The sequence below is a fragment of the Aeromonas fluvialis genome (assembly GCF_000819885.1).
In the GTDB taxonomy this organism is placed as follows: domain Bacteria; phylum Pseudomonadota; class Gammaproteobacteria; order Enterobacterales; family Aeromonadaceae; genus Aeromonas; species Aeromonas fluvialis.
Window position 1 is genome coordinate 82,018 of sequence record NZ_CDBO01000059.1, and the last position, 19,016, is coordinate 101,033.

Below are 19,016 nucleotides of genomic sequence, written 5' to 3' on the forward strand. Positions count from 1 at the left end.
CCGGCGGTGTTCACTTCATCAAGAGGAGAGGGTGTGAAGAAGTCTATCTACATTGCCTACACAGGTGGCACCATAGGGATGCAGCGTTCCGATCACGGCTACGTGCCGATGGCGGGCTTTATGGAAGACTGTTTGGCGCGGATGCCCGAATTCCACCGCCCCGAGATGCCGGATTACCATATCCATGAATATGCGCCCCTCATCGATTCCTCCGACATGACCCCGGCGGATTGGCAGCGCATCGCCGAGGATATTCGCGACAACTACGAGAAATACGACGGTTTCGTCATTCTGCACGGCACCGACACCATGTCGTTCACCGCTTCGGCGCTCTCTTTCATGCTGGAAGAGCTGCACAAGCCGGTCATTATCACAGGCTCCCAGATCCCGCTCGCCGAGCTGCGCTCCGACGGTCAGCAGAATCTGCTCAACGCCCTCTATATCGCGGCCAACTACCCGATCCACGAAGTGACGCTGTTTTTCAACAACCAGCTCTATCGCGGCAACCGCAGCAAGAAGGTGCATGCGGACGGCTTCCACGCCTTCGATTCGCCGAACTACCCGCCGCTGCTCAACGCCGGTATCGCCATCTCCCTGGAGGCGGGCGAGCTGGGTGAGCCCTCCGATCGGCCGCTGGTGCTGCACGACATCACCCCCCAGCCCATCGGCGTGGTGACCCTCTACCCCGGCATCTCGGCCGAGGTGATCGCCAATATCCTGCAACAGCCGGTGAAGGCGCTGATCCTGCTCTCGTTCGGGGTGGGCAATGCGCCGCAGAACCCGGCCATGCTGGCGCTGCTCTCCGAAGCCTCGGCCCGCGGTGTCATCATCGTCAACCTGAGCCAGTGCCTCCACGGCAAGGTCAATATGGGGGGATATGCCACCGGTAACGCCCTGTCGCGTGCCGGGGTCATCTCGGGATTCGACATGACCGCCGAGGCGGCGCTCACCAAGCTGCATTTCCTGCTGAGTCAGGGCTTGCCCTCCCACCGTATTCGCGAGCTGATGCAGCAGTCGCTACGTGGGGAGCTGACGCCCTGATAAAACAGGTGAGGGACGGATAAACAAGAGGGGAGCCATGATGGCTCCCCTCTTTCCTTTCGTTTCGTCGCCGCGATGGGTGATGTTCGGCCCGCCTCAGTGGCAGAGGTCGGCCTGCACTCTCTTCTTCGTCGCGGTACTCCGATGCTTGAAGTCGCCCTCAGTGGCTGATCTCGATCCGGACTATCTCTTCCTCGTCATGGTACTGGCGCTTGAGCTCGCTCTTGCTCTTCATTACGATCTCGCCGTCGCGGCCGATGTTCATATGCTCGGGGTTGTCGAGGTGCATCGCCTGCCAGGCCATCACGGCTTGCAGTGAAGTGGCCTTCTGCTCGTCGGTGAGCTGCTTGCCATCGGGCCACTTGCCCAGCTCGACAGCGGTTTTGAGCCGCTCGTACACCTCTTGTGGCATCTGCTTGATTGCTTGTAGAAACTCACCCTGTTGAAACGACATCCGGCCTCTCCTTGAAAATTGAGCCATGAACCCGGGCTTGGGCAGGCAGATCCTGGCGGACTACGCCAGCCATCTGCTCCATCACCCTTACTCCCTGACAACTGTACCCGAACTCGTTGTCATACCATACATAGAGCACGCAGTGCTCCCCCTTGGCGATGGTCGCCCGGGAGTCGACGATGCCCGCATAACGGGAACCCACCATGTCGGAGGAGACCAGCTCGGTACTGGCGCTGAAGTCGATCTGGCGATGCAGGGCCGAGCTCAGCGCCATCTGTTGCAGATAGGCGTTGAGGCTCTCCCGATCGGTGGTCTGCTCCAGCGACAGGTTGATGATGGCCAGCGACACATTGGGGGTCGGCACCCGGATGGCGTTGCCGGTACTGGTCATCACCATGTTGAGGGCCGCGCTGCGACCGTGCCGCTTGTCCTTGTGATAGTTGTCGATCAGGTTCTGGTCGTTGGTATAGGCGTGCACCGTTTCTACATGGCCGTGGCGGATGCCGTATTTGTCCTGCATCACCTTGAGCACCGGGGTGATGGTATTGGTGGTGCAGGAGGCGGCGGAGATGATGTGATCTTCCGGCGAGCTCACCTCGTGGTTGACCCCGAACACCACGCTCTTCATTTCCCCCTTGCCGGGGGCGGTCAGCAGCACCTTGCCGGCACCGCGCGCCTTCAGGTGCTCGGAGAGGCCCGCCTCATCGCGCCAGACCCCGGTGTTGTCGACGATCTGCGCATCGTGAATACCGTAGGCGGTGTAGTCGATATCGGCCGGGCTATTGGCGTAGATCACCTGAATGAAGGTGCCGTTGGCGATGATGGCGCTGCGCTCGACATCCACCTCGATGGAGCCGTTGAAGGAACCGAGCACCGAGTCGCGGCGCAGCAGGCTGGTGCGTTTCTCCAGATCCCCGTCGCGACCACCGCGCACCACGATGGCACGCAGGTAGTCGTCGATGCCCGCCTTATCCTGATGATCCTGCCAGTAGCCCACCGCCAGTTTGCCAAGAGCTATCTCGGCGGCGGTGGGTTACAGGGCCACGATGGCCTGGAGCAGGGGGAAGCTTTGCTGGATCGGGAGGGGGACGCCCTGGTGGCGGCGGACGACCCGATGGGCCTTGAGGATATCAATGGTGGAGGCGTTTTGCAGCGGGCGGCCGTAGAGGTTGATCTCGACCCCCTGTTAGCGGTAGAGGCGACCGATCAGCGGTTGCATGGCTTCGGCGAGCGCCTGGCTTTCTTGCCACGCCTGCAAGTAGTGTTCGTGGGGCATTGACCAGATCCTTTATTTCACGTTGTTGGGGCAAATAGAAATTCATCGAATGCAGATCAGTGTAGGGGTCTATATTTCGTTATAGTATTCTGCAGTCGCGGCCTTATATTGCGCGCATTGTAATGGGTGTGTAACTTGCTTGTTGGTGTTAGGTGGCCAACAGTGGCGCCAGTTATTACCAATTCGCGTTACCAACAAGATGTGAACCATGGCCAATTTCCCTCTGCGACAGACCTTCATCATGCTTTCAGTCGGCCTTGCCGTGGCTGGCTGCAATGACGATAGGATCCACAATATCTGCAGCAACCATACCGAGCTCTGCCAGGATCTGGTGGACGATGGCTGGTGCCGCTACGAGCGTACCGATGTGATCCGCAGTCGCTTCTATCTCAAGGAGGAGGGGACGGATCGGCGCAAGTTCGAGCTGATGCGCAACCTTGAGGGCTATCTCAAGTGTGCCGAGCGCTCCACCAGCATTGAATACAAGAAGGCCCGTGAGCAGAAGAGCCCACGGGTAGAGGGCATGCTGGCCGCTGGGGATCAGTTGGCCCAGCTCGATGCGGCGACCCGCAATTCGCAAGACCCCTACCTGCTGCTCTGGCACTGGACCAACAACACCAACGAGCTGGCTCGCCAGCAGTTTGTGGCGCTGGAAGGCACCAAGGCGCTGGATGAACCCGAGCTGCAACTGGCGCTCGGTGGCATTTACGCCAAGAGCGACCCCGAAAAGGCCATTGCCACTCTGCAGCACGGCCTCTCCCTCTATCAGGAGGGGGATAAGGTGAACAGCCGCATGTTCACCTCCCTCAGCACCCTCTATATGGGCCAGAAACAATACGGGCTGGCCTATCTGTGGGGCAAGGTGAGCGAATCGTTTCAGGATAGCCCCGAGGTTTCAGCCAAGCGTTTTGGCATCTACCACACCCTGAGCAAGACAGAGCAGGATGGTTACGATGTTCGGGCTGCCGAAATTGTCGAGCAGCTCAAACATGGCAACTACCGGCCCTGAGGCAGTGATGACGATGCTCTCCCCGGCCAGCAGCTGGCCCAATCCGTTCGCTCTCTCTTTCGTTCATGGCGAGGTACGTACCGATGGCCGTACTCTGGAGCGACTCACTGTGCGTGCCGTGGTGCCTCGTGGCGACGAGTTGCTGCTGGTCAACTCCCGGGTTAACGGCGATCTGATGTTTCCTGGGGGCGGCGTTGAAGCGGGGGAAAACCACCATGTGGCGCTGGCCCGCGAGCTGAAGGAGGAGTGCGGTGCCGAGCTGCTTGAAGCAGGGGCCCTGCTTGGCGAGACCCGGGAATACCGCGCCGCCCGCGAGCCGGGGTTTGATGCCTACTGCATCCGCTCGCTCTACTACTTGTGCCGGATTGGCGATCAGCTGGTGCCCCCGCAGCCGCAGCCTTACGAGATCCGCCTTGGCTTCGTGCCCGGCTGGTTTGCCCTCGACGAGGCGCTGCAGACCAACAAGACCCAGCTGGCCGGGCCCTGTCCCCAGTGGACGGCGCGGGAGACCCGGGTGCTTGCTCAGTTGCAACGCTGGCATCGGCAGGGGATCTTCGACCACGGCAACTGAGAGCATCATGCAACAACGGTCAGGGATCCCAACAAAAAGAGCGCCAATAGGCGCTCTTTTTTATTGCGAGGGTGGCGGTTACTTGGCCACTATGTCGTGCGAGGTTATTTGACCTCTTCGCCCTTGGCTTGCAGATCCGCATGGTAGGAGGAGCGCACGAAGGGGCCGCAGGCGGCGTGGGTAAAGCCCAGCTCCATGGCGATCTCTTTCAGCTCGTCAAACTCTGCTGGCGGCACGTAGCGCTTCACCGGCAGGTGGTGGCGGCTCGGTTGCAGATACTGGCCCAGAGTCAGCATGTTGACCCCGTGCTCACGCAGATCCTTGAGTACCTGAACGATCTCTTCATTGGTCTCGCCAAGGCCCATCATGACACCGGATTTGGTCGGTACATGGGGGTGCATCTCCTTGATCCGGCGCAGCAGTTCAAGGGACCACTTGTAGTCGGCACCGGGGCGGGCAACACGGTACATGCGCGGCGCGGTTTCCAGGTTGTGGTTGAACACATCCGGCGGCGTTTCGCGGAACACCTCAAGCGCCTGCTCCATCCGGCCACGGAAGTCCGGGGTCAGGATTTCGATGCGGGTCTGCGGGCTGTGCTCGCGGATCTCGCGGATGCAGTCGGCGAAGTGCTGGGCACCGCCGTCACGCAGGTCGTCGCGATCCACCGAGGTGATCACCACATACTTGAGGTTCATCTCCTTGATGGTCAGCGCCAGCTTCTTCGGCTCTTCCGGATCGAGGGCCAGTGGGCGGCCGTGGGCCACATCGCAGAAGGGGCAGCGGCGGGTGCAGATGGCGCCCATGATCATGAAGGTGGCGGTGCCGTGGTTGAAGCACTCGGCCAGGTTGGGGCAGGAGGCCTCTTCACACACTGAGTGCAGCTTGTTCTTGCGCAGCGTACTCTTGATGTGCTCGATCTTCTGGCTCGACGGCGGTAGCTTGATCCGCATCCAGTCCGGCTTGCGCAGCACTTCCTCGTTGGGATCCGGCATGAATTTCACCGGGATCAGGGCCATCTTGTCGCCATCGCGCAGCTTGACGCCCGGCTCCATACGAACGGGTTTGCTCATGATTCACTCTCGGTGTTTGTTATTGTCTGGTTGATAGCCGTTTGGGCCATTTTCATGCCCTCATGGGCGCCCGGCATGGGCTTGCTCATGCGGTTTCTTCGGTATTGATGATCGTTTGGTAGCCAATCAGACGGGCCAGTTCGGCCACCAGCATGGCTTGCGCCTCGGCCACGCTCTGCGGGCCGCCCAACGCGCAGGTCTGGGTCATGACCATGCCCGCATAGCCGCACGGGTTGATGTGCAGGAAGGGGGTCATGTCCATGTTGACGTTGAGGGCCAGCCCGTGGAACGAGCACCCCTTGCGGATGCGCAGCCCGAGCGAGGCCAGTTTGGCCTCCATGCCAAGGTCATTTTTCACATAGACCCCGGGGGCATCCGCCTTGGCATAGGCCTGAATATCGCTGTTGGCCAAGGTATTGATGATGGCTGTCTCCAGCGCGGTCACCAGCTCGCGCACCGAGAATTTGCAGCGGCGAACATCCACCAGTACGTAGAGCACCAGCTGGCCCGGACCGTGATAGGTCACCTGACCACCGCGATCGCTCTGCACCACCGGGATATTGCCCGGATTAAGCAGGTGTTCAGCCTTGCCCGCCTGGCCCTGGGTGTAGACGGGATCGTGCTCGACCACCCAGAACTCGTCCGGGGTGTCGCTGGTGCGGTTGTCGGTGAAGGCTTTCATGGCGTCCCATACCGGCTGGTAGGGGCGGCGACCCAGCTGCCTGACTATCAGACTGGACCGGGTGGGGATCTGGGATGACATGGCGTCCTCACGGCGTGCTGTGGCCAAAAACAGTCGCCCCGCAGAACGGGGCGAGAGAGAAATTACAGTACGTATTTCACCAGCTCGATCTTGCCAAGGGCGTGGTACATCGCTTCGATGTGCTCTTTGCTCTGGGCAGTCACGGTGACGCGAACCGAGTGGTAGTTGCCCTTGGAGCTGGGCTGGACGGTTGGGCTATAGGTGCCGGGGGCGTGTTTTTGCAGCACTTCAACCACCATTTCCGGCAGGGTCGGGTCGGCAACGCCGAGCACCTTGAACGGGAATTTGCAGGGAAACTCCAGCAGTTCATCAAACTTGGTATTCATTTACTCACCTTATTCGTCATCAGCATGATGACTTCATCTTGGATGGCTAGTGGCCGATGGCCCTTGGGGCCGCCATTTCAAGTCTATCTGGGTACGGCTCATAGCTATATATGGGCACGGCCCAGACCGGGATCAAGGCCAGGATCGGTCAGACAAGGATGGAAGTGCTGCTTTTTACCACAAATCGGGGTAAGGCGGAACCTGCAGTTTACAGGGATATTCACTGCTTTGGCACGGCCCAGACAGCAGCGGCGCCTGTTGGCGCCGCTGTTTGGTGAGAATGGTGCTGTGGATTATTTGAACCAGCTGGTGACCAGCAGTACCAGATAGTCCCACAGACGGCTCATCAAGCCACCTTCCTGCACCTCTTCCAGGGCAACCAGCGGCACCTGCTTGATCTCTTTGTCGCCCTGTTTCAGGAACACGGTACCGACCCGTTGACCCTTGGCCAACGGTGCTTTCAGCTCGCTGTCGAGCTGGAAGTCCGCCTTAAGGTTGTTGCCCTGACCGCGGGTGACCAGCACGGAGACATCCTGGTCGACACCCAGTTTCACTTCCGGCTTGTCGCCCATCCAGATCTTCTGGGTAACCAGTTCGGTGCCGGCTTTGTACGGGGTCAGGCTCTGGAAGAAGCGGAAACCGTAGGTCAGCAGCTTCTTGCTCTCGGCGGCACGTGAGCCTTCGCTGTTGGCGCCCAGCACCACGGCAATCAGACGCATGCCTTCGTTGTTGGTCGCCGAGGAGACCAGGTTATAGCCGACCTGGCTGACGTGGCCGGTCTTGATGCCATCCACTTGCAGGGATTGATCCCACAGCAGACGGTTGCGGTTGTGCTGGGTGATACCGTTGAAGACGAAGGATTTCTGGGAGTAGATCTTGTACTCATCCGGCTGATCATGGATCAGTGCCTGGCCCAGGCGGGCCATATCGCGGGCAGTACTGTAGTGGCCCTCTTCATCCAGACCGTGGGGGTTCTTGAACTGGGAATCCTTCATGCCGAGCTTGGCGGCCCAGGCATTCATCAGGCTGGCGAAGGAGTCGGTACTGCCGGCAAGATGTTCGGCCATGGCGACGCAGGCATCGTTGCCGGACTGGATGATGATGCCCTTGTTGAGATCGTCGACGGAGACCTGCTTGCCCACCTCGATGAACATCTTGGAGGAGTCGGAGTAGTTCTTGGACCAGGCGTTCTGACTGATGGTCACCATGTCGGTGCTCTTGATGTTCCCCTTGTGCAGCTCGTCGCCAACGATGTAGGAGGTCATCATCTTGGTCAGACTGGCAGGAGGCAGACGTTCGTCGGCGTTCTGCTCGGCCAGCACCTGACCGGAGTAATAGTCGATCAGGATGTGAGCCTTGGCGGAGATCTCCGGCGCGGCGGGGACGACCATGGGGCTGGCGTTCGGCGTGGGGGTCGGCACCGGCGTATTGGCCTGAGCGGTGACGCTGATCAGCGAGGCCAGAAGAACTGAACGGGCAAATTTGGACATCTTGAAATTCCTGCAAGCCAGATGGGGATAAAATGCGGGCATAACTATACCAGATGCGTCCGCAGGTTATAGTCCGACATGGCGATCAGAACTGGTTTTTTATCCATCACTCCCTGTCATCACGCCATAAAACGACGTGACGACAGTGAGTAAGTGGTTAGTCACACCCGCGGCAAAAGGGGGCGATCAGGGGACGATAAAGGCCTGCTCCAGTCCGCCCTGACGTACTTTTTCCAGCACACTTGCCTGCTGGTCGGCGGCGACCGGGCCAATCAGCACCCGGAAAATGGCGCCGTGGGCTTCAATCCGGTAGGGCACGCCGTAACGCTGGCTCATCACCTTACCCATCGCCTCGGCCCGCTCCCGGGAGCCGCTGGCCAGTACCTGGATCATCTTGCCATCACCCCCGCTGGCGGGCGCGGCGGCCTTGGCCGCTGCCGCTTTGGCTGGTTTGGCCGCAGGAGCCTTGACGGGGGCCGGTTCGGCGGCGGGGGTCGCCCTCGCCAACTCGGCCGGTTCACCCTGGAAGCCATCTTGCGCCACGGAGCTGGAGGCCGTTGCTGCCGGGGTGGTTGGGGTCATCTCGATGGGCTTCATCGGTTCCATGATCACCCTCTGGTCCGGGGTGTCGTTGATCAGCTCCAGCCGAACGCGTGCTGTGCCGCTATCGACCATCTCCAGCTGCTTGGCCGCCGCATAGGAGAGGTCGATCAGGTGTGGGCTGTTGAACGGGCCGCGATCGTTGACCCGCACTATGGTCTCCAGCCCGCTGTCCAGATTGGTGACCCGCACATAGCTCGGGATGGGCAGATTGCGGTGGGCGGCGCTGAACAACTTGCTGTCCAGCACATCACCGTTGGCGGTCTTCTGACCATCCAGATCCGGTGACAGCCAGCTGGCGGAGCCCTCTTCGCTGTAGTGTTTGATGTCGCGCCACACCTCGTTTTTCTGTTTGCCGATCCAGTAGTCCCGGTTGCCGCTGGCACTCAGGGGCTCGGGACGCGGAATAGCGCCGGTGGCTTGCGGGATCTCGATAACGGGCGGCTTGCTGACCGGTGCTGGCGGCTCGACGGGGGGGCGCTGTTCCGGCTGGCTGCTACAGGCGGCCAGCAACAAGCTCAGGCTGAGCGGGAGGAGTTTGTGACGAAGATGCATACGCTTCCTGAATGGCTTGGCTAAGTTGATACACCGCCATCGCATAGAGTGGGCTGCGATTGTAACGGGTGATCACGTAAAAGTTATGCCGTGCGACCCAGTATTCCGGTCCATCGGCTTGGGCAAACGCCAGTAACTTGACCGGCGTCTGTGGGGCCAGCGGCGTGGCGAGCTCAATCCCTGCCGCCGCCAGTTCTGACCACTGTTGTGTGAGCTCGGGCTCAGATCTCAACAGAGGTTCAACGGCCATCAGCCCGATCCGGGCCGGTTCCACCACAGATTCCCCCCAGCGCCACTGGTGGCTGGCAACATAGTTAGCCACGCTGCCGATGGCATCGACCGGATTGGCAAACAGGTCCCGCTTGCCATCTCCGTCAAAATCGACCGCGTAGTGGCGGTAGCTGGAGGGCATGAACTGCCCTATCCCCATGGCGCCGGCATAGGAGCCCTTGAGGCGCTCCAGCGACCAGCCCTCTTCCCTTGCCAGCAACACCAGCTGAGCAAACTCCTTGGCAAAGAAGTCGCTGCGTTCGGGGTAGTGGAACCCCAGGGTGTAGAGGCTATCGAGCACCGGATGGCGGCCCATCTGGCGACCGTAGAAGGTCTCTACCCCTATGATGGCGACGATGAGCGAGGCGGGCACCCGATAGGTCTGCTCGGCGCGAGCCAGCGTCTCGGCATGTTGCTGCCAGAACTGCTGCCCGTCACGGATGCGATCCGGGGTAACGAACAGCGGCCGGTAGCGATGCCAGGGTTTGGCCTCCCACGGCTTACTGATGGTGTCGAGCACCTCCTGGCGCAACTGGGCACGGGCCACTGCCGCCTGCAACTCCGCCAGTGGCACCTGCTGCTGTTTGGCGAGCAGGGCTAACCGATCCGGCGCCACCGCGGCAGTAGCCATCGAGGCGAAAAGAGCAAGAGAGAATCCGATCCGTCTCATCAGGCGAGCAGTCTTCTATGAGTCTGGATGGACATCAGGATACCGAATCCGGCCATCAGGGTCACCATGGAGGTACCGCCATAGCTCACCAGCGGCAGGGGCACCCCCACCACGGGTAGGATGCCGCTCACCATGCCCATGTTAACGAACACATAGACAAAGAAGGTGAGGGTGATGGCGCCACCCAGCAATCGCTCGAAGCTGTTCTGGGCCTGCATCGAGATAAACAGGCAGCGGCTAATGACGTAGAGGTAGAGCACCAGCAGCAGGGCAACCCCCACCAGACCGAACTCCTCACTGAATACCGCGAAGATGAAGTCGGTGTGACGCTCGGGCAGGAACTCCAGCTGGGATTGGGTCCCTTGCAGCCAGCCTTTGCCAAAGACGCCGCCGGAGCCGATGGCAATTTTCGACTGAATGATGTGATAGCCGCGGCCGAGCGGGTCTTTCTCCGGATCGAGCAGCATCAGCACCCGCTGGCGCTGGTAGTCGTGCATCAGGAAGAACCAGAGCACCGGCATAAAGGCGAGCAGCAGCAGCACCGCCAGACCGATCAGCCACCAGCTGAGCCCCGCCAGGAAGATCACGAAGAAGCCGGAGGCGGCCACCAGGATGGAGGTGCCAAGATCGGGCTGGGCGGCGATCAACAGGGTGGGCAGCAATACCATGATGAGGGCGATCATCACATGTCTGAACTTGGGGGGCAGCGAGTGGCGACTGAGCCAGGCGGCCACCATGATCGGCATGGAGAGCTTCATCACCTCGGAGGGCTGAAACTTCATAAAGCCCAGATCAAGCCAACGCTGGGCCCCCTTGCCGATGTGGCCGAATACGTCCACCGCAATCAGCATCAGCACCACCACGGCGAACAGCGGCACCGACCAGCGGGCGTAGAGGGAAGGGGGGAGCTGGGCCAGGCCGATCATCAGGGCAAAGGCGAGGCCGCCGCGCACCAGCTGGCGCACGATGGAGTCCATATCCTGGCCTGACGCTGAGTAGAGCACCACCATGGAGAGGGCAACAACGGCCAGCAGTCCCAGCAGCAGGGGCAGGTCGATATGCAGCTTGTACCAGATACTCTGCTGGCGGGCTGAATTACTCATGGGGGGCGACCTCACTCGGTTGGGACGGCTTTTCCGGTGCCGGTGGCAGTTGCGGATCAGGAGGCAGCAGATAGGCGTCCAGCATCTGGCGTGCGACAGGGGCTGCTGCCTTGCCACCGCCACCGCCAATGGAGTTCTCCAGTACCAGTGCGACGACCGCTTTGGGTGCCTCAAAGGGGGCATAGGCAACGAACAGGGCGTTATCTCGATGTTCCGCCTTGACGGTTTTGATGTTGTAGACCTGATTCTCTTTCAGCCCAACCACCTGAGCCGTGCCCGATTTGCCGCCCGAGGAGTAGAGGGCCTTGGCAAAGGCATTGCGGCCACTACCCTCACTGCCATGGTTGACGCGCCACATGCCATCCTGTGCCACTTTCCAGAAGCTGTCGTTTTTGAGCTGGAGGGCGATGTTGGGATTGACCGGAGCATCGACCACGCCCGCCTGCGAAGCGGTGCTCTTGAGCAGGTGCGGGGTCACGTCGTGGCCGTTCTGGGTCAGGATGCTGATCGCCTTGGCCAGCTGGAGAGGTGTCGCGCTCCAGTAGCCCTGACCAATGCCGACCGAGATGGTGTCGCCCTGATACCAGGGCTGGCGCCAGCGGGCCATCTTCCAGTCACGGGACGGCATGACTCCCTTGGTCTCTTCATAGAGGTCGACCCCGGTGTATTGACCGAAGCCAAACTTGGTCATGTAGCTGTGGATCTTGTCGATGCCGACCCGATAGGCGAGATCGTAGAAGTAGGTATCTGCCGAGACCTCGATGGCGCGATAGACATCGAGCCAGCCGTGTCCCCAGCGGCGCCAGTCGCGGAACTTCTTGGTGGTACCGGGAATGGAGAAGCTCGGGCCGCCGAAATAGCGGTAGCCCGGGGTAATGGCCCCCTCGTTGAGACCCATGATGGACATCATGGGCTTGACGGTGGAGGCAGGGGCATAAATGCCCTGAGTGGTGCGGTTTACCAGCGGCCGCGCCGGATCGTTGAGCAGCGCCGAGTAGTTGGCGCTGGAGATACCGGTCACGAACAGGTTGGGGTCGTAGCTGGGGCTTGACTCCAGGGCCAGGATGGCACCGGTTCTCGGGTCCATCATCACGATGGCACCGCGCTGACCGGCCAGCAGTTGCTGGGCCTTGAGCTGCATCCTGACGTCGATATTAAGATAGATATCCTTGCCTGGAACGGGGGGCTGGAACTTGAGGGTGCGGACAATCCGGCCGCGGTTGTTGACCTCAACCTCCTGATAGCCGGCCACGCCGTGCAGCTCGTCCTCGTAGTACTTCTCCACCCCCTGCTTGCCAATATCCTTGGTAGCCGCGTAGTTGGCGAGCTTGTCATCTTTTTCGAGACGCTCCACGTCGCGGGTGTTGATCTTGGCCACGTAGCCAAGCGCATGGGTCAGGGTATCGCCAAACGGGTAGTAGCGCTTGAGGTAGGCCTCGATACTGGCGCCCGGATAGTTATGCTGGTTGACCGAGAAGAGAGCCACCTGATATTCGGTCAGCTTCTCGTAGAGGGGGACCGGCTTGAAGCGACGCTGGCGCTTCACCTCGGTCAGGAACTTCTCTTTAGTGCCTTCCGGCAGCCCCAGCAGAGCGATCAGCTGGTCGGCGGTTTTTTCAAGATCCCTGGTCTCTTCCTGGACGATTTCCAGACTGTAGACCGGGCGGTTCTCCGCCAGCAGCACGCCGTTGGTGTCGTAGATGAGACCCCGTGGTGGCGCCACCGGCACCACCCGGATGCGGTTGGAGTTGGAACGGGTCTGGTAGGCGTCGTAAGACTCAACCTGCAGGTAGTAGAGATTACCCAACAGCACCAGCATCAGTACCACGATACCTATGTAGGCTACCAGGGTGCGCCGGAAGAACAGATTGCCCTCGGCACTGTGATCGCGCATCTCGATGCGTTGTTTCAGCATGCCTTTACCTCGGATTTTTGGGGGGCAATAACAGCAGGAACGGCATGGTTCACTCTCTGTGATAAGGGTGATTGGTCGTTATGCTCCAGGCGCGATAGAGGCTCTCGGCCACCAGTACCCGCACCAGCGGGTGGGGCAGGGTGAGCGGCGACAGCGACCAGCTCTGCTCGGCGGCCGCCTTGCACTCCGGTGACAGGCCTTCCGGCCCACCCACCAGCAGGGCCACATCGCGGCCATCGAGTTTCCACGCTTCCAGTTGTACGGCGAGTTGCTCCGTGGTCCAGGGTTTGCCCGGAATATCGAGGGTGACGATGCGCGAGCGCCCCGCAGCCGCCAGCATGGCTTCCCCCTCCTTCTGCAGGATGCGGGGAATGTCGGCATTTTTGCCCCGTTTGCCTGCGCCGATCTCGACGAGTTCAAACGGCATGTCTTTGGGGAAGCGGCGACGATACTCTTCGAAGCCATGCTCTACCCAGGCTGGCATCTTGGTGCCCACCGCAATCAACTGAATCTTCATCTTGCTACGTTGCTGCTCTCGTTATTGCGTGTTCATCTGAGCGGCACCGCTCCACAGTTTTTCCAGTTGGTAGAAGTCACGGTACTCATCCTGCATCACGTGCACGATCACCGAGCCCATATCTACCAGTACCCACTCGCCGCTCAGTTGTCCTTCCACGCTCAGCAGATCCAGACCCGCGTGGCGGGCCTCGCTGGCCAGATGATGGGCAATGGCGCTGACGTGACGACTGGAGTTGCCGGAGCAGACGATCATGGTGTCAGTGATGCTGGATTTGCCGCGAACATCGAGGGTGATGATGTCGCGGCCTTTCATGTCATCGATCTTGTCGATGATAAAGGCATGCAGTTCTTGGCCTTGCAATGAGTCTCTCCTGTATTCCGGCGCACAGCGTTTGCGTCAGGGCGGCGGATTATATCATGGTCACTCCCGTTTCCCATCGGGTGGGGCGGGATTACGACAGGGGCTAGCGGCGGTTGGCGCGGTAGAGCCCCTGTTGATCAATATAGTGCGCAACCGACTCGGGCAAGAGGTAGCGGGTGTCTTGCCCCTCATCCAGCAAGGCTCGCAGTCGGGTGGCTGACAGTTCGATGGGCTGGTTGTCCGCCAGCCAGATATGACCGGCCAGACGCTGATGCAGCGCGTTGGTATCTGTGGTGTGATGGCGCGCCAGCAGCTGCGCCACCCCGGCCGTATAATCCGGTTGCCAGCCCGGCCGCACGCTCACCACCAGATGGGCATGGTCGAGCAGCTCCTGCCAGCGGTGCCAGCTTGGCAGGCTCAGCAGGGAGTCCATTCCCATCAGAAAACAGAGCGGCGTATCGGGCAGTTCACGACGCAGCTCGATCAGGGTATCGATGGTGTAAGAGGGCTTGTCTCGTCGCAGCTCCCGCTCATCCACCACAAAGTGGTGATTCTCTGCCGCCGCCAGTTTGACCATGGCGAGGCGCTGCTCGCTCGAGCAGAACGGATTGGCGCGGTGGGGCGGGATATGGTTCGGGATCAGCCGCATCTCGGCCAGCCCGAGGGCATCGCGTGCCTCGATGGCCGGGCGCAGATGCCCGATATGGATGGGGTCGAAGGTGCCGCCAAGCAAACCGACAGGCGCCTTCAGCACGGGCTGCTCTCCATCACCAGCGGCAGCGGGGTGCCATCACGAAAGCCGAGGGCGATGGTCTGCAACATCAGCCACGCCTGCTCGGTATCGAAGCGGCGCTGGGCATCGTCCAGCTGGGCCATCAGCTGCCACAGTCGCTGCAACTTGGCAAACGGCAGTCGGGTCAGCGCCTGCTGAATGAGCTGCTGGCGGCTCTGCCAGATGCGCAGGCGGCTGAAGTGCTCACCCAGCGGCTGGCCGTTGCGCATCGCCAGCGACAGCTCGGTGAGCTGCTCCAGCTCGCGGCAGAGGACCCAGGCCAGCATCCCCGGCTCGGTACCTTCGGCCCGCAGGGCGGCCAGGATCCGCTGGGCCCGGTTCACCTTGCCCTCCAGCAGGGTATCGACCAGCTGGAACGGGGTGAAGTGGGCGTGGCGGATGATGGTCTCCTGCAGATAGGTGACGCTGATGGGCTGGGGTGGCGAGAGCAGGGTCAGCTTTTCGATCTCCTGACTGGCGGCCAGCAGGTTGCCCTCATAGGAGTGGCACATGAAGTTGACTGCATCTGGCAGCGCCTTGAGGCCGAAACGCGCAAAGCGGGCGCTCATCCAGCGCGGGAAGAACTTTGGCTCGGGGTGGTTGACCGGCACATAGGTGCCAATCTGGTAGAGCTTGTCGAACCAGGCTGCCTTCATCTGGGTCTGGTTTAGGCGACCACCGCTCAGCACCAGCAGCAGGTCGGGATGAAGCTGCTTGCCGATTTCGCTGATGCGGGCGGCCAGATCCCTGTCTACCTTGGCGGGCAGATCCAGCTCGATGATCTGACGGGCGGAGAAGAGGCTCATGGCCTGACTGGCATCGTAGACCTGATTCCAGTCCAGACCCTGTTCCACCACGAAGGTGTGGCGCTCATCGAAACCCTGCTTGCGGGCGACCTGACGGATGGCATCGATGGCCTCCAGTCGCAGCAGGGGCTCGTCACCAAAAACGAGATAGCAGGGCCGAAGCCCTGCTTTGAGGTGGTCACCAAATTGCTCAGGGTAAATCCGCATCAGAAGCTGACCTGACTCAACTGCCGGATCACCTGATTGGCCGCCTGCTCCTGCATTTCGCGGTTGAGCTGCTCCTGCTCACGGGAGGAGGCGAGCGCTGCATCCGGCTTGTTGAGGAAGCTGCGGTTGAAGTCGATGGGGAAGACCTGAGTCGGCTTGCCCGGTACCGAGATGGTGAACTGGGTACCAAAACCTAGCACATATTCGGTGTCCGTCCCCAGCGCGTTGACCGAGGCGACCTGGCTGGTGCTGCCTACGCCGCCCAGAGTGAGCACCGGAATGCCCTCCTTGTCGGCCAGGGTCACGCCAGAGGCCTTCAGACGGGTGGTAACCATCCGGTAGAAGTCGCTCTTGTTGTCGCCCACGACCTTCATGGTCATCAGCTCGCTCGGAATGCCGTTGCCGCGCATGTGAAAGCCGCAGCCTTGCAGCAGCAGACCAGCCAGCACGATGGCCATCCAGCGGGTGAAGATGGTGCCCATAGAAAATCCTCTTTGCATGAAGGGAAAGCGGCGGGCGCAGGGCCCGCCGTTATCATCCGTATACCGTCACCACTTGGCAACGATCAGTTGGCAACGATGTTGAGCAGTTTGCCCGGCACATAGATCACCTTGCGCACGGTCAGACCGTCGGTGAACTTCTGTACGGAGGCATCGGCCATCGCCAGCTTCTCGACATCGGCCTGGCTGATCTCGGCCGGCACGGTCAGCTTGCCACGCATCTTGCCGTTGATCTGCACTACCACCAGCTTCTCGGTCTCGACCATGGCCGCTTCGTCGGCCACTGGCCAGGCAGCGTGATCGATGTCGTCGCCCTTGCCCAGCATCTTCCACAGCTCGAAGCCGATGTGCGGGGTGATGGGGTAGAGCATGACCACCACGGCTTCCAGCGCTTCCTGCATCAGGGCGCGGTCCTGCTCGTCGGAGCCGAGCTTGGCCAGATTATTCATCAGCTCCATGATGGCGGCGATGGCGGTGTTGAAGGTCTGACGGCGACCCACGTCATCGCTCACCTTGGCGATGGTCTTGTGCAGCTCGCGGCGAACGGCTTTCTGTTCGCTGGTGAGGGCTGCCACATCCAGTGCCGGAACGGCACCCGCAGAGACGTGCTCGAATGTCAGACGCCACAGGCGGCGCAGGAAGCGCTGGGCACCCTCTACGCCGGAGTCGGACCACTCCAGGGTCATCTCGGCCGGAGAGGCGAACATCATGAACAGACGGACGGTATCGGCGCCGTAACGCTCGACCATCAGCTGCGGGTCGATGCCGTTGTTCTTGGACTTGGACATCTTGGTCATGCCGGAGTGGATGACTTCGCGGCCCTCGTTGTCCACCGCCTTGGTGATGCGACCCTTCTCGTCACGCTCAACCTTGACGTCGGTCGGGCTGACCCAGACGTTGCCGCCCTTCTCGTCCTTGTAGTAGAAGGCGTCAGCCAGCACCATGCCCTGGCAGAGCAGGCGCTTGAACGGCTCGTCGCTGTTGACCAGACCCGCGTCACGCAACAGCTTGTGGAAGAAGCGGGCGTAGAGCAGGTGCATACAGGCGTGCTCGATGCCGCCGATGTACTGATCCACCGGCAGCCAGTGGTTGGCAGCAGCCGGATCCAGCATGCCCTTGTCGTAGTCAGGTGAGCAGTAGCGGGCGTAGTACCAGGAGGACTCCATAAAGGTGTCAAAAGTGTCAGTTTCCCGGAACGCTTCCTGGCCGTTGTAAGTGGTCTTGGCCCACTCTGCGTCGGCCTTGATCGGGCTCTGGATACCGTCCATCACCACATCTTCCGGCAGCAGTACCGGCAGTTGATCTTCCGGCGTCGGGACAACAGTGCCGTCAGCCAGAGTCAGCATCGGGATGGGGGCACCCCAGTAACGCTGGCGGGAGACGCCCCAGTCGCGCAGACGGAAGTTGACGGTACGCTTGCCGTGGCCGAGGGTTTCCAGCTTGTTGGCGATGGCGTCAAAAGCGCCCTGGAAGTCGAGACCGTCGAACTCGCCGGAGTTGAACAGCACACCCTTCTCGGTGTAAGCCGCTGCGCTCACGTCGACGTCGCCATCAACCGGCTTGATCACCGCCTTGATGTCGAGGCCATATTTGGTGGCGAATTCGAAGTCACGCTGATCGTGCCCCGGAACCGCCATCACGGCGCCGGTGCCGTAGTTCATCAGCACGAAGTTGGCGACCCAGACCGGCACCTTGCGGCCATCCAGCGGATGAATGGCATAGAGGCCGGTGGCCATGCCTTTCTTCTCCATGGTGGCCAGTTCCGCTTCGGCTACCTTGGTGTTCTTGCACTCTTCAATAAAGGCGGCCAGCTCAGGATTGTTCTGGGCCGCTTGCAGCGCCAGCGGGTGACCGGCGGCGATACCGACATAGGTAACGCCCATGAAGGTGTCCGGACGGGTGGTGTAGACCTCCAGATGATCAGTCTGACCCTCGATATTGAAGCTGATGTTGACCCCTTCGGAGCGGCCAATCCAGTTGCGCTGCATGGTCTTGACCATCTCTGGCCAGCCTTCCAGATTGTCGATGTCGCTGAGCAGCTCTTCGGCGTAGTCGGTGATCTTGATGAACCACTGGGGGATCTCTTTCTGCTCCACCGGGGTATCGCAGCGCCAGCAGCAGTTGTCGACAACCTGCTCGTTGGCCAGCACCGTCATGTCGTTCGGGCACCAGTTGACGGAGGAGGTCTTCTTGTAGACCAGTCCCTTCTCGTAGAGCTTGGTGAAGAACCACTGCTCCCAGCGGTAGTAGTCCGGCTTGCAGGTGGCCAGCTCGCGATCCCAGTCATAACCCAGACCCAGCATCTTGAGCTGGTTTTTCATGTATTCGATGTTTTCGTAGGTCCAGGGCGCCGGTGCCGTGTTGTTTTTGACGGCGGCGTTCTCGGCCGGCAGACCGAATGCATCCCAACCTATGGGTTGCAGCACGTTCTTGCCATTAAGGCGTTGATAACGGGAGATCACATCACCTATGGTGTAGTTACGAACGTGCCCCATGTGTAGTCGACCAGACGGATAGGGGAACATGGACAGGCAGTAGAACTTCTCCTTGTCTACCTTTTCCACGGCCTTGAAGGTTTTCTTGGCATCCCAGTGCTTTTGCACTGCTGGTTCGATTGATTGGGGAACGTATTGCTCTTGCATGGGTGACATCCGGATCTGTGAAATGATTAGATAAATCAGCTGGGAAATCGCAATAGAATACCCATATCCTGCGGCGGCAACAACCGCCAGCGTCCC

General features: G+C 60.6%; 18 protein-coding genes and 1 pseudogene. 3 read left to right on the forward strand and 16 right to left on the reverse strand.

Annotated features, from left to right (window positions below):
* Window positions 1-33 precede the first annotated feature (33 nt).
* A complete protein-coding gene (gene ansA / locus BN1125_RS13265; RefSeq protein ID WP_042012792.1) occupies window positions 34-1,041 on the forward strand; it encodes an asparaginase in 1,008 nt (335 codons plus the stop codon).
* 160 nt (window positions 1,042-1,201) lie between these two features.
* Here the strand turns inward: ansA and BN1125_RS13270 are convergent, their stop codons facing one another.
* Both BN1125_RS13270 and BN1125_RS13275 read right to left on the reverse strand, forming a co-directional pair.
* On the reverse strand, window positions 1,202-1,495 hold the full coding sequence (locus BN1125_RS13270) for a YeaC family protein (protein WP_042012793.1): 294 nt from the start codon (window positions 1,493-1,495) through the stop codon (window positions 1,202-1,204).
* Window positions 1,476-2,669: pseudogene (locus BN1125_RS13275) on the reverse strand (glyceraldehyde-3-phosphate dehydrogenase). The gene BN1125_RS13270 and the pseudogene BN1125_RS13275 overlap by 20 nt, the downstream one beginning before the upstream one ends.
* A gap of 310 nt (window positions 2,670-2,979) precedes the next feature.
* On the opposite strand from BN1125_RS13275, the gene BN1125_RS13280 reads away from it, so the two are divergent.
* Both BN1125_RS13280 and BN1125_RS13285 read left to right on the forward strand, forming a co-directional pair.
* A complete protein-coding gene (locus BN1125_RS13280) occupies window positions 2,980-3,780 on the forward strand; it encodes a DUF2989 domain-containing protein (RefSeq protein WP_042012794.1) in 801 nt (266 codons plus the stop codon).
* Between the two features lie 7 nt (window positions 3,781-3,787).
* Window positions 3,788-4,351 (forward strand): NUDIX domain-containing protein, encoded by a 564-nt coding sequence (locus BN1125_RS13285; RefSeq protein WP_042012796.1) that lies wholly within the window; start codon window positions 3,788-3,790, stop codon window positions 4,349-4,351.
* A gap of 104 nt (window positions 4,352-4,455) precedes the next feature.
* Here the strand turns inward: BN1125_RS13285 and lipA are convergent, their stop codons facing one another.
* The 14 genes from lipA to leuS all read right to left on the reverse strand — a co-directional run bounded on the left by lipA (window position 4,456) and on the right by leuS (window position 18,920).
* Entirely contained in the window at window positions 4,456-5,421 is a 966-nt protein-coding gene (gene lipA, locus BN1125_RS13290) for a lipoyl synthase (protein WP_042012797.1), read from the reverse strand.
* A gap of 85 nt (window positions 5,422-5,506) precedes the next feature.
* Window positions 5,507-6,184, reverse strand: coding sequence for a lipoyl(octanoyl) transferase LipB (gene lipB / locus BN1125_RS13295; RefSeq protein ID WP_042012798.1), 678 nt, complete (start codon window positions 6,182-6,184; stop codon window positions 5,507-5,509).
* Between the two features lie 62 nt (window positions 6,185-6,246).
* Window positions 6,247-6,510 (reverse strand): DUF493 family protein YbeD, encoded by a 264-nt coding sequence (gene ybeD, locus BN1125_RS13300; protein WP_042012800.1) that lies wholly within the window; start codon window positions 6,508-6,510, stop codon window positions 6,247-6,249.
* A gap of 293 nt (window positions 6,511-6,803) precedes the next feature.
* On the reverse strand, window positions 6,804-8,000 hold the full coding sequence (locus BN1125_RS13305; protein ID WP_042012801.1) for a D-alanyl-D-alanine carboxypeptidase family protein: 1,197 nt from the start codon (window positions 7,998-8,000) through the stop codon (window positions 6,804-6,806).
* Window positions 8,001-8,186: 186 nt separating this feature from the next.
* Window positions 8,187-9,155, reverse strand: coding sequence for a septal ring lytic transglycosylase RlpA family protein (locus tag BN1125_RS13310; RefSeq protein ID WP_042012802.1), 969 nt, complete (start codon window positions 9,153-9,155; stop codon window positions 8,187-8,189).
* Entirely contained in the window at window positions 9,097-10,095 is a 999-nt protein-coding gene (mltB, locus tag BN1125_RS13315) for a lytic murein transglycosylase B (RefSeq protein WP_042012803.1), read from the reverse strand. Before mltB ends, BN1125_RS13310 begins: the two co-directional genes overlap by 59 nt.
* Window positions 10,095-11,198 carry a rod shape-determining protein RodA gene (rodA, locus tag BN1125_RS13320; RefSeq protein WP_042012804.1) on the reverse strand — a complete coding sequence of 368 codons (1,104 nt, stop codon included), beginning with the start codon at window positions 11,196-11,198 and terminating at the stop codon, window positions 10,095-10,097. The genes mltB and rodA overlap by 1 nt, the downstream gene beginning before the upstream one ends.
* A complete protein-coding gene (gene mrdA / locus BN1125_RS13325) occupies window positions 11,191-13,113 on the reverse strand; it encodes a penicillin-binding protein 2 (RefSeq protein ID WP_042012805.1) in 1,923 nt (640 codons plus the stop codon). The genes rodA and mrdA overlap by 8 nt, the downstream gene beginning before the upstream one ends.
* A 49-nt stretch (window positions 13,114-13,162) precedes the next feature.
* Window positions 13,163-13,630, reverse strand: coding sequence for a 23S rRNA (pseudouridine(1915)-N(3))-methyltransferase RlmH (gene rlmH / locus BN1125_RS13330; protein ID WP_005298242.1), 468 nt, complete (start codon window positions 13,628-13,630; stop codon window positions 13,163-13,165).
* Window positions 13,631-13,651: 21 nt separating this feature from the next.
* The gene (rsfS, locus tag BN1125_RS13335) at window positions 13,652-13,993 is read right to left on the reverse strand and encodes a ribosome silencing factor (RefSeq protein ID WP_042012806.1); all 342 of its coding nucleotides are present in this window, start codon (window positions 13,991-13,993) and stop codon (window positions 13,652-13,654) included.
* Between the two features lie 103 nt (window positions 13,994-14,096).
* Window positions 14,097-14,747 (reverse strand): nicotinate-nucleotide adenylyltransferase, encoded by a 651-nt coding sequence (gene nadD, locus BN1125_RS13340; protein WP_042012807.1) that lies wholly within the window; start codon window positions 14,745-14,747, stop codon window positions 14,097-14,099.
* Window positions 14,741-15,778 (reverse strand): DNA polymerase III subunit delta, encoded by a 1,038-nt coding sequence (gene holA, locus BN1125_RS13345; RefSeq protein WP_042012808.1) that lies wholly within the window; start codon window positions 15,776-15,778, stop codon window positions 14,741-14,743. The genes nadD and holA overlap by 7 nt, the downstream gene beginning before the upstream one ends.
* Window positions 15,778-16,260 carry an LPS-assembly lipoprotein LptE gene (locus BN1125_RS13350; RefSeq protein ID WP_042012809.1) on the reverse strand — a complete coding sequence of 161 codons (483 nt, stop codon included), beginning with the start codon at window positions 16,258-16,260 and terminating at the stop codon, window positions 15,778-15,780. The genes holA and BN1125_RS13350 overlap by 1 nt, the downstream gene beginning before the upstream one ends.
* A gap of 83 nt (window positions 16,261-16,343) precedes the next feature.
* Entirely contained in the window at window positions 16,344-18,920 is a 2,577-nt protein-coding gene (leuS, locus tag BN1125_RS13355) for a leucine--tRNA ligase (RefSeq protein WP_042012810.1), read from the reverse strand.
* Between the last annotated feature and the right edge of the window lie 96 nt (window positions 18,921-19,016).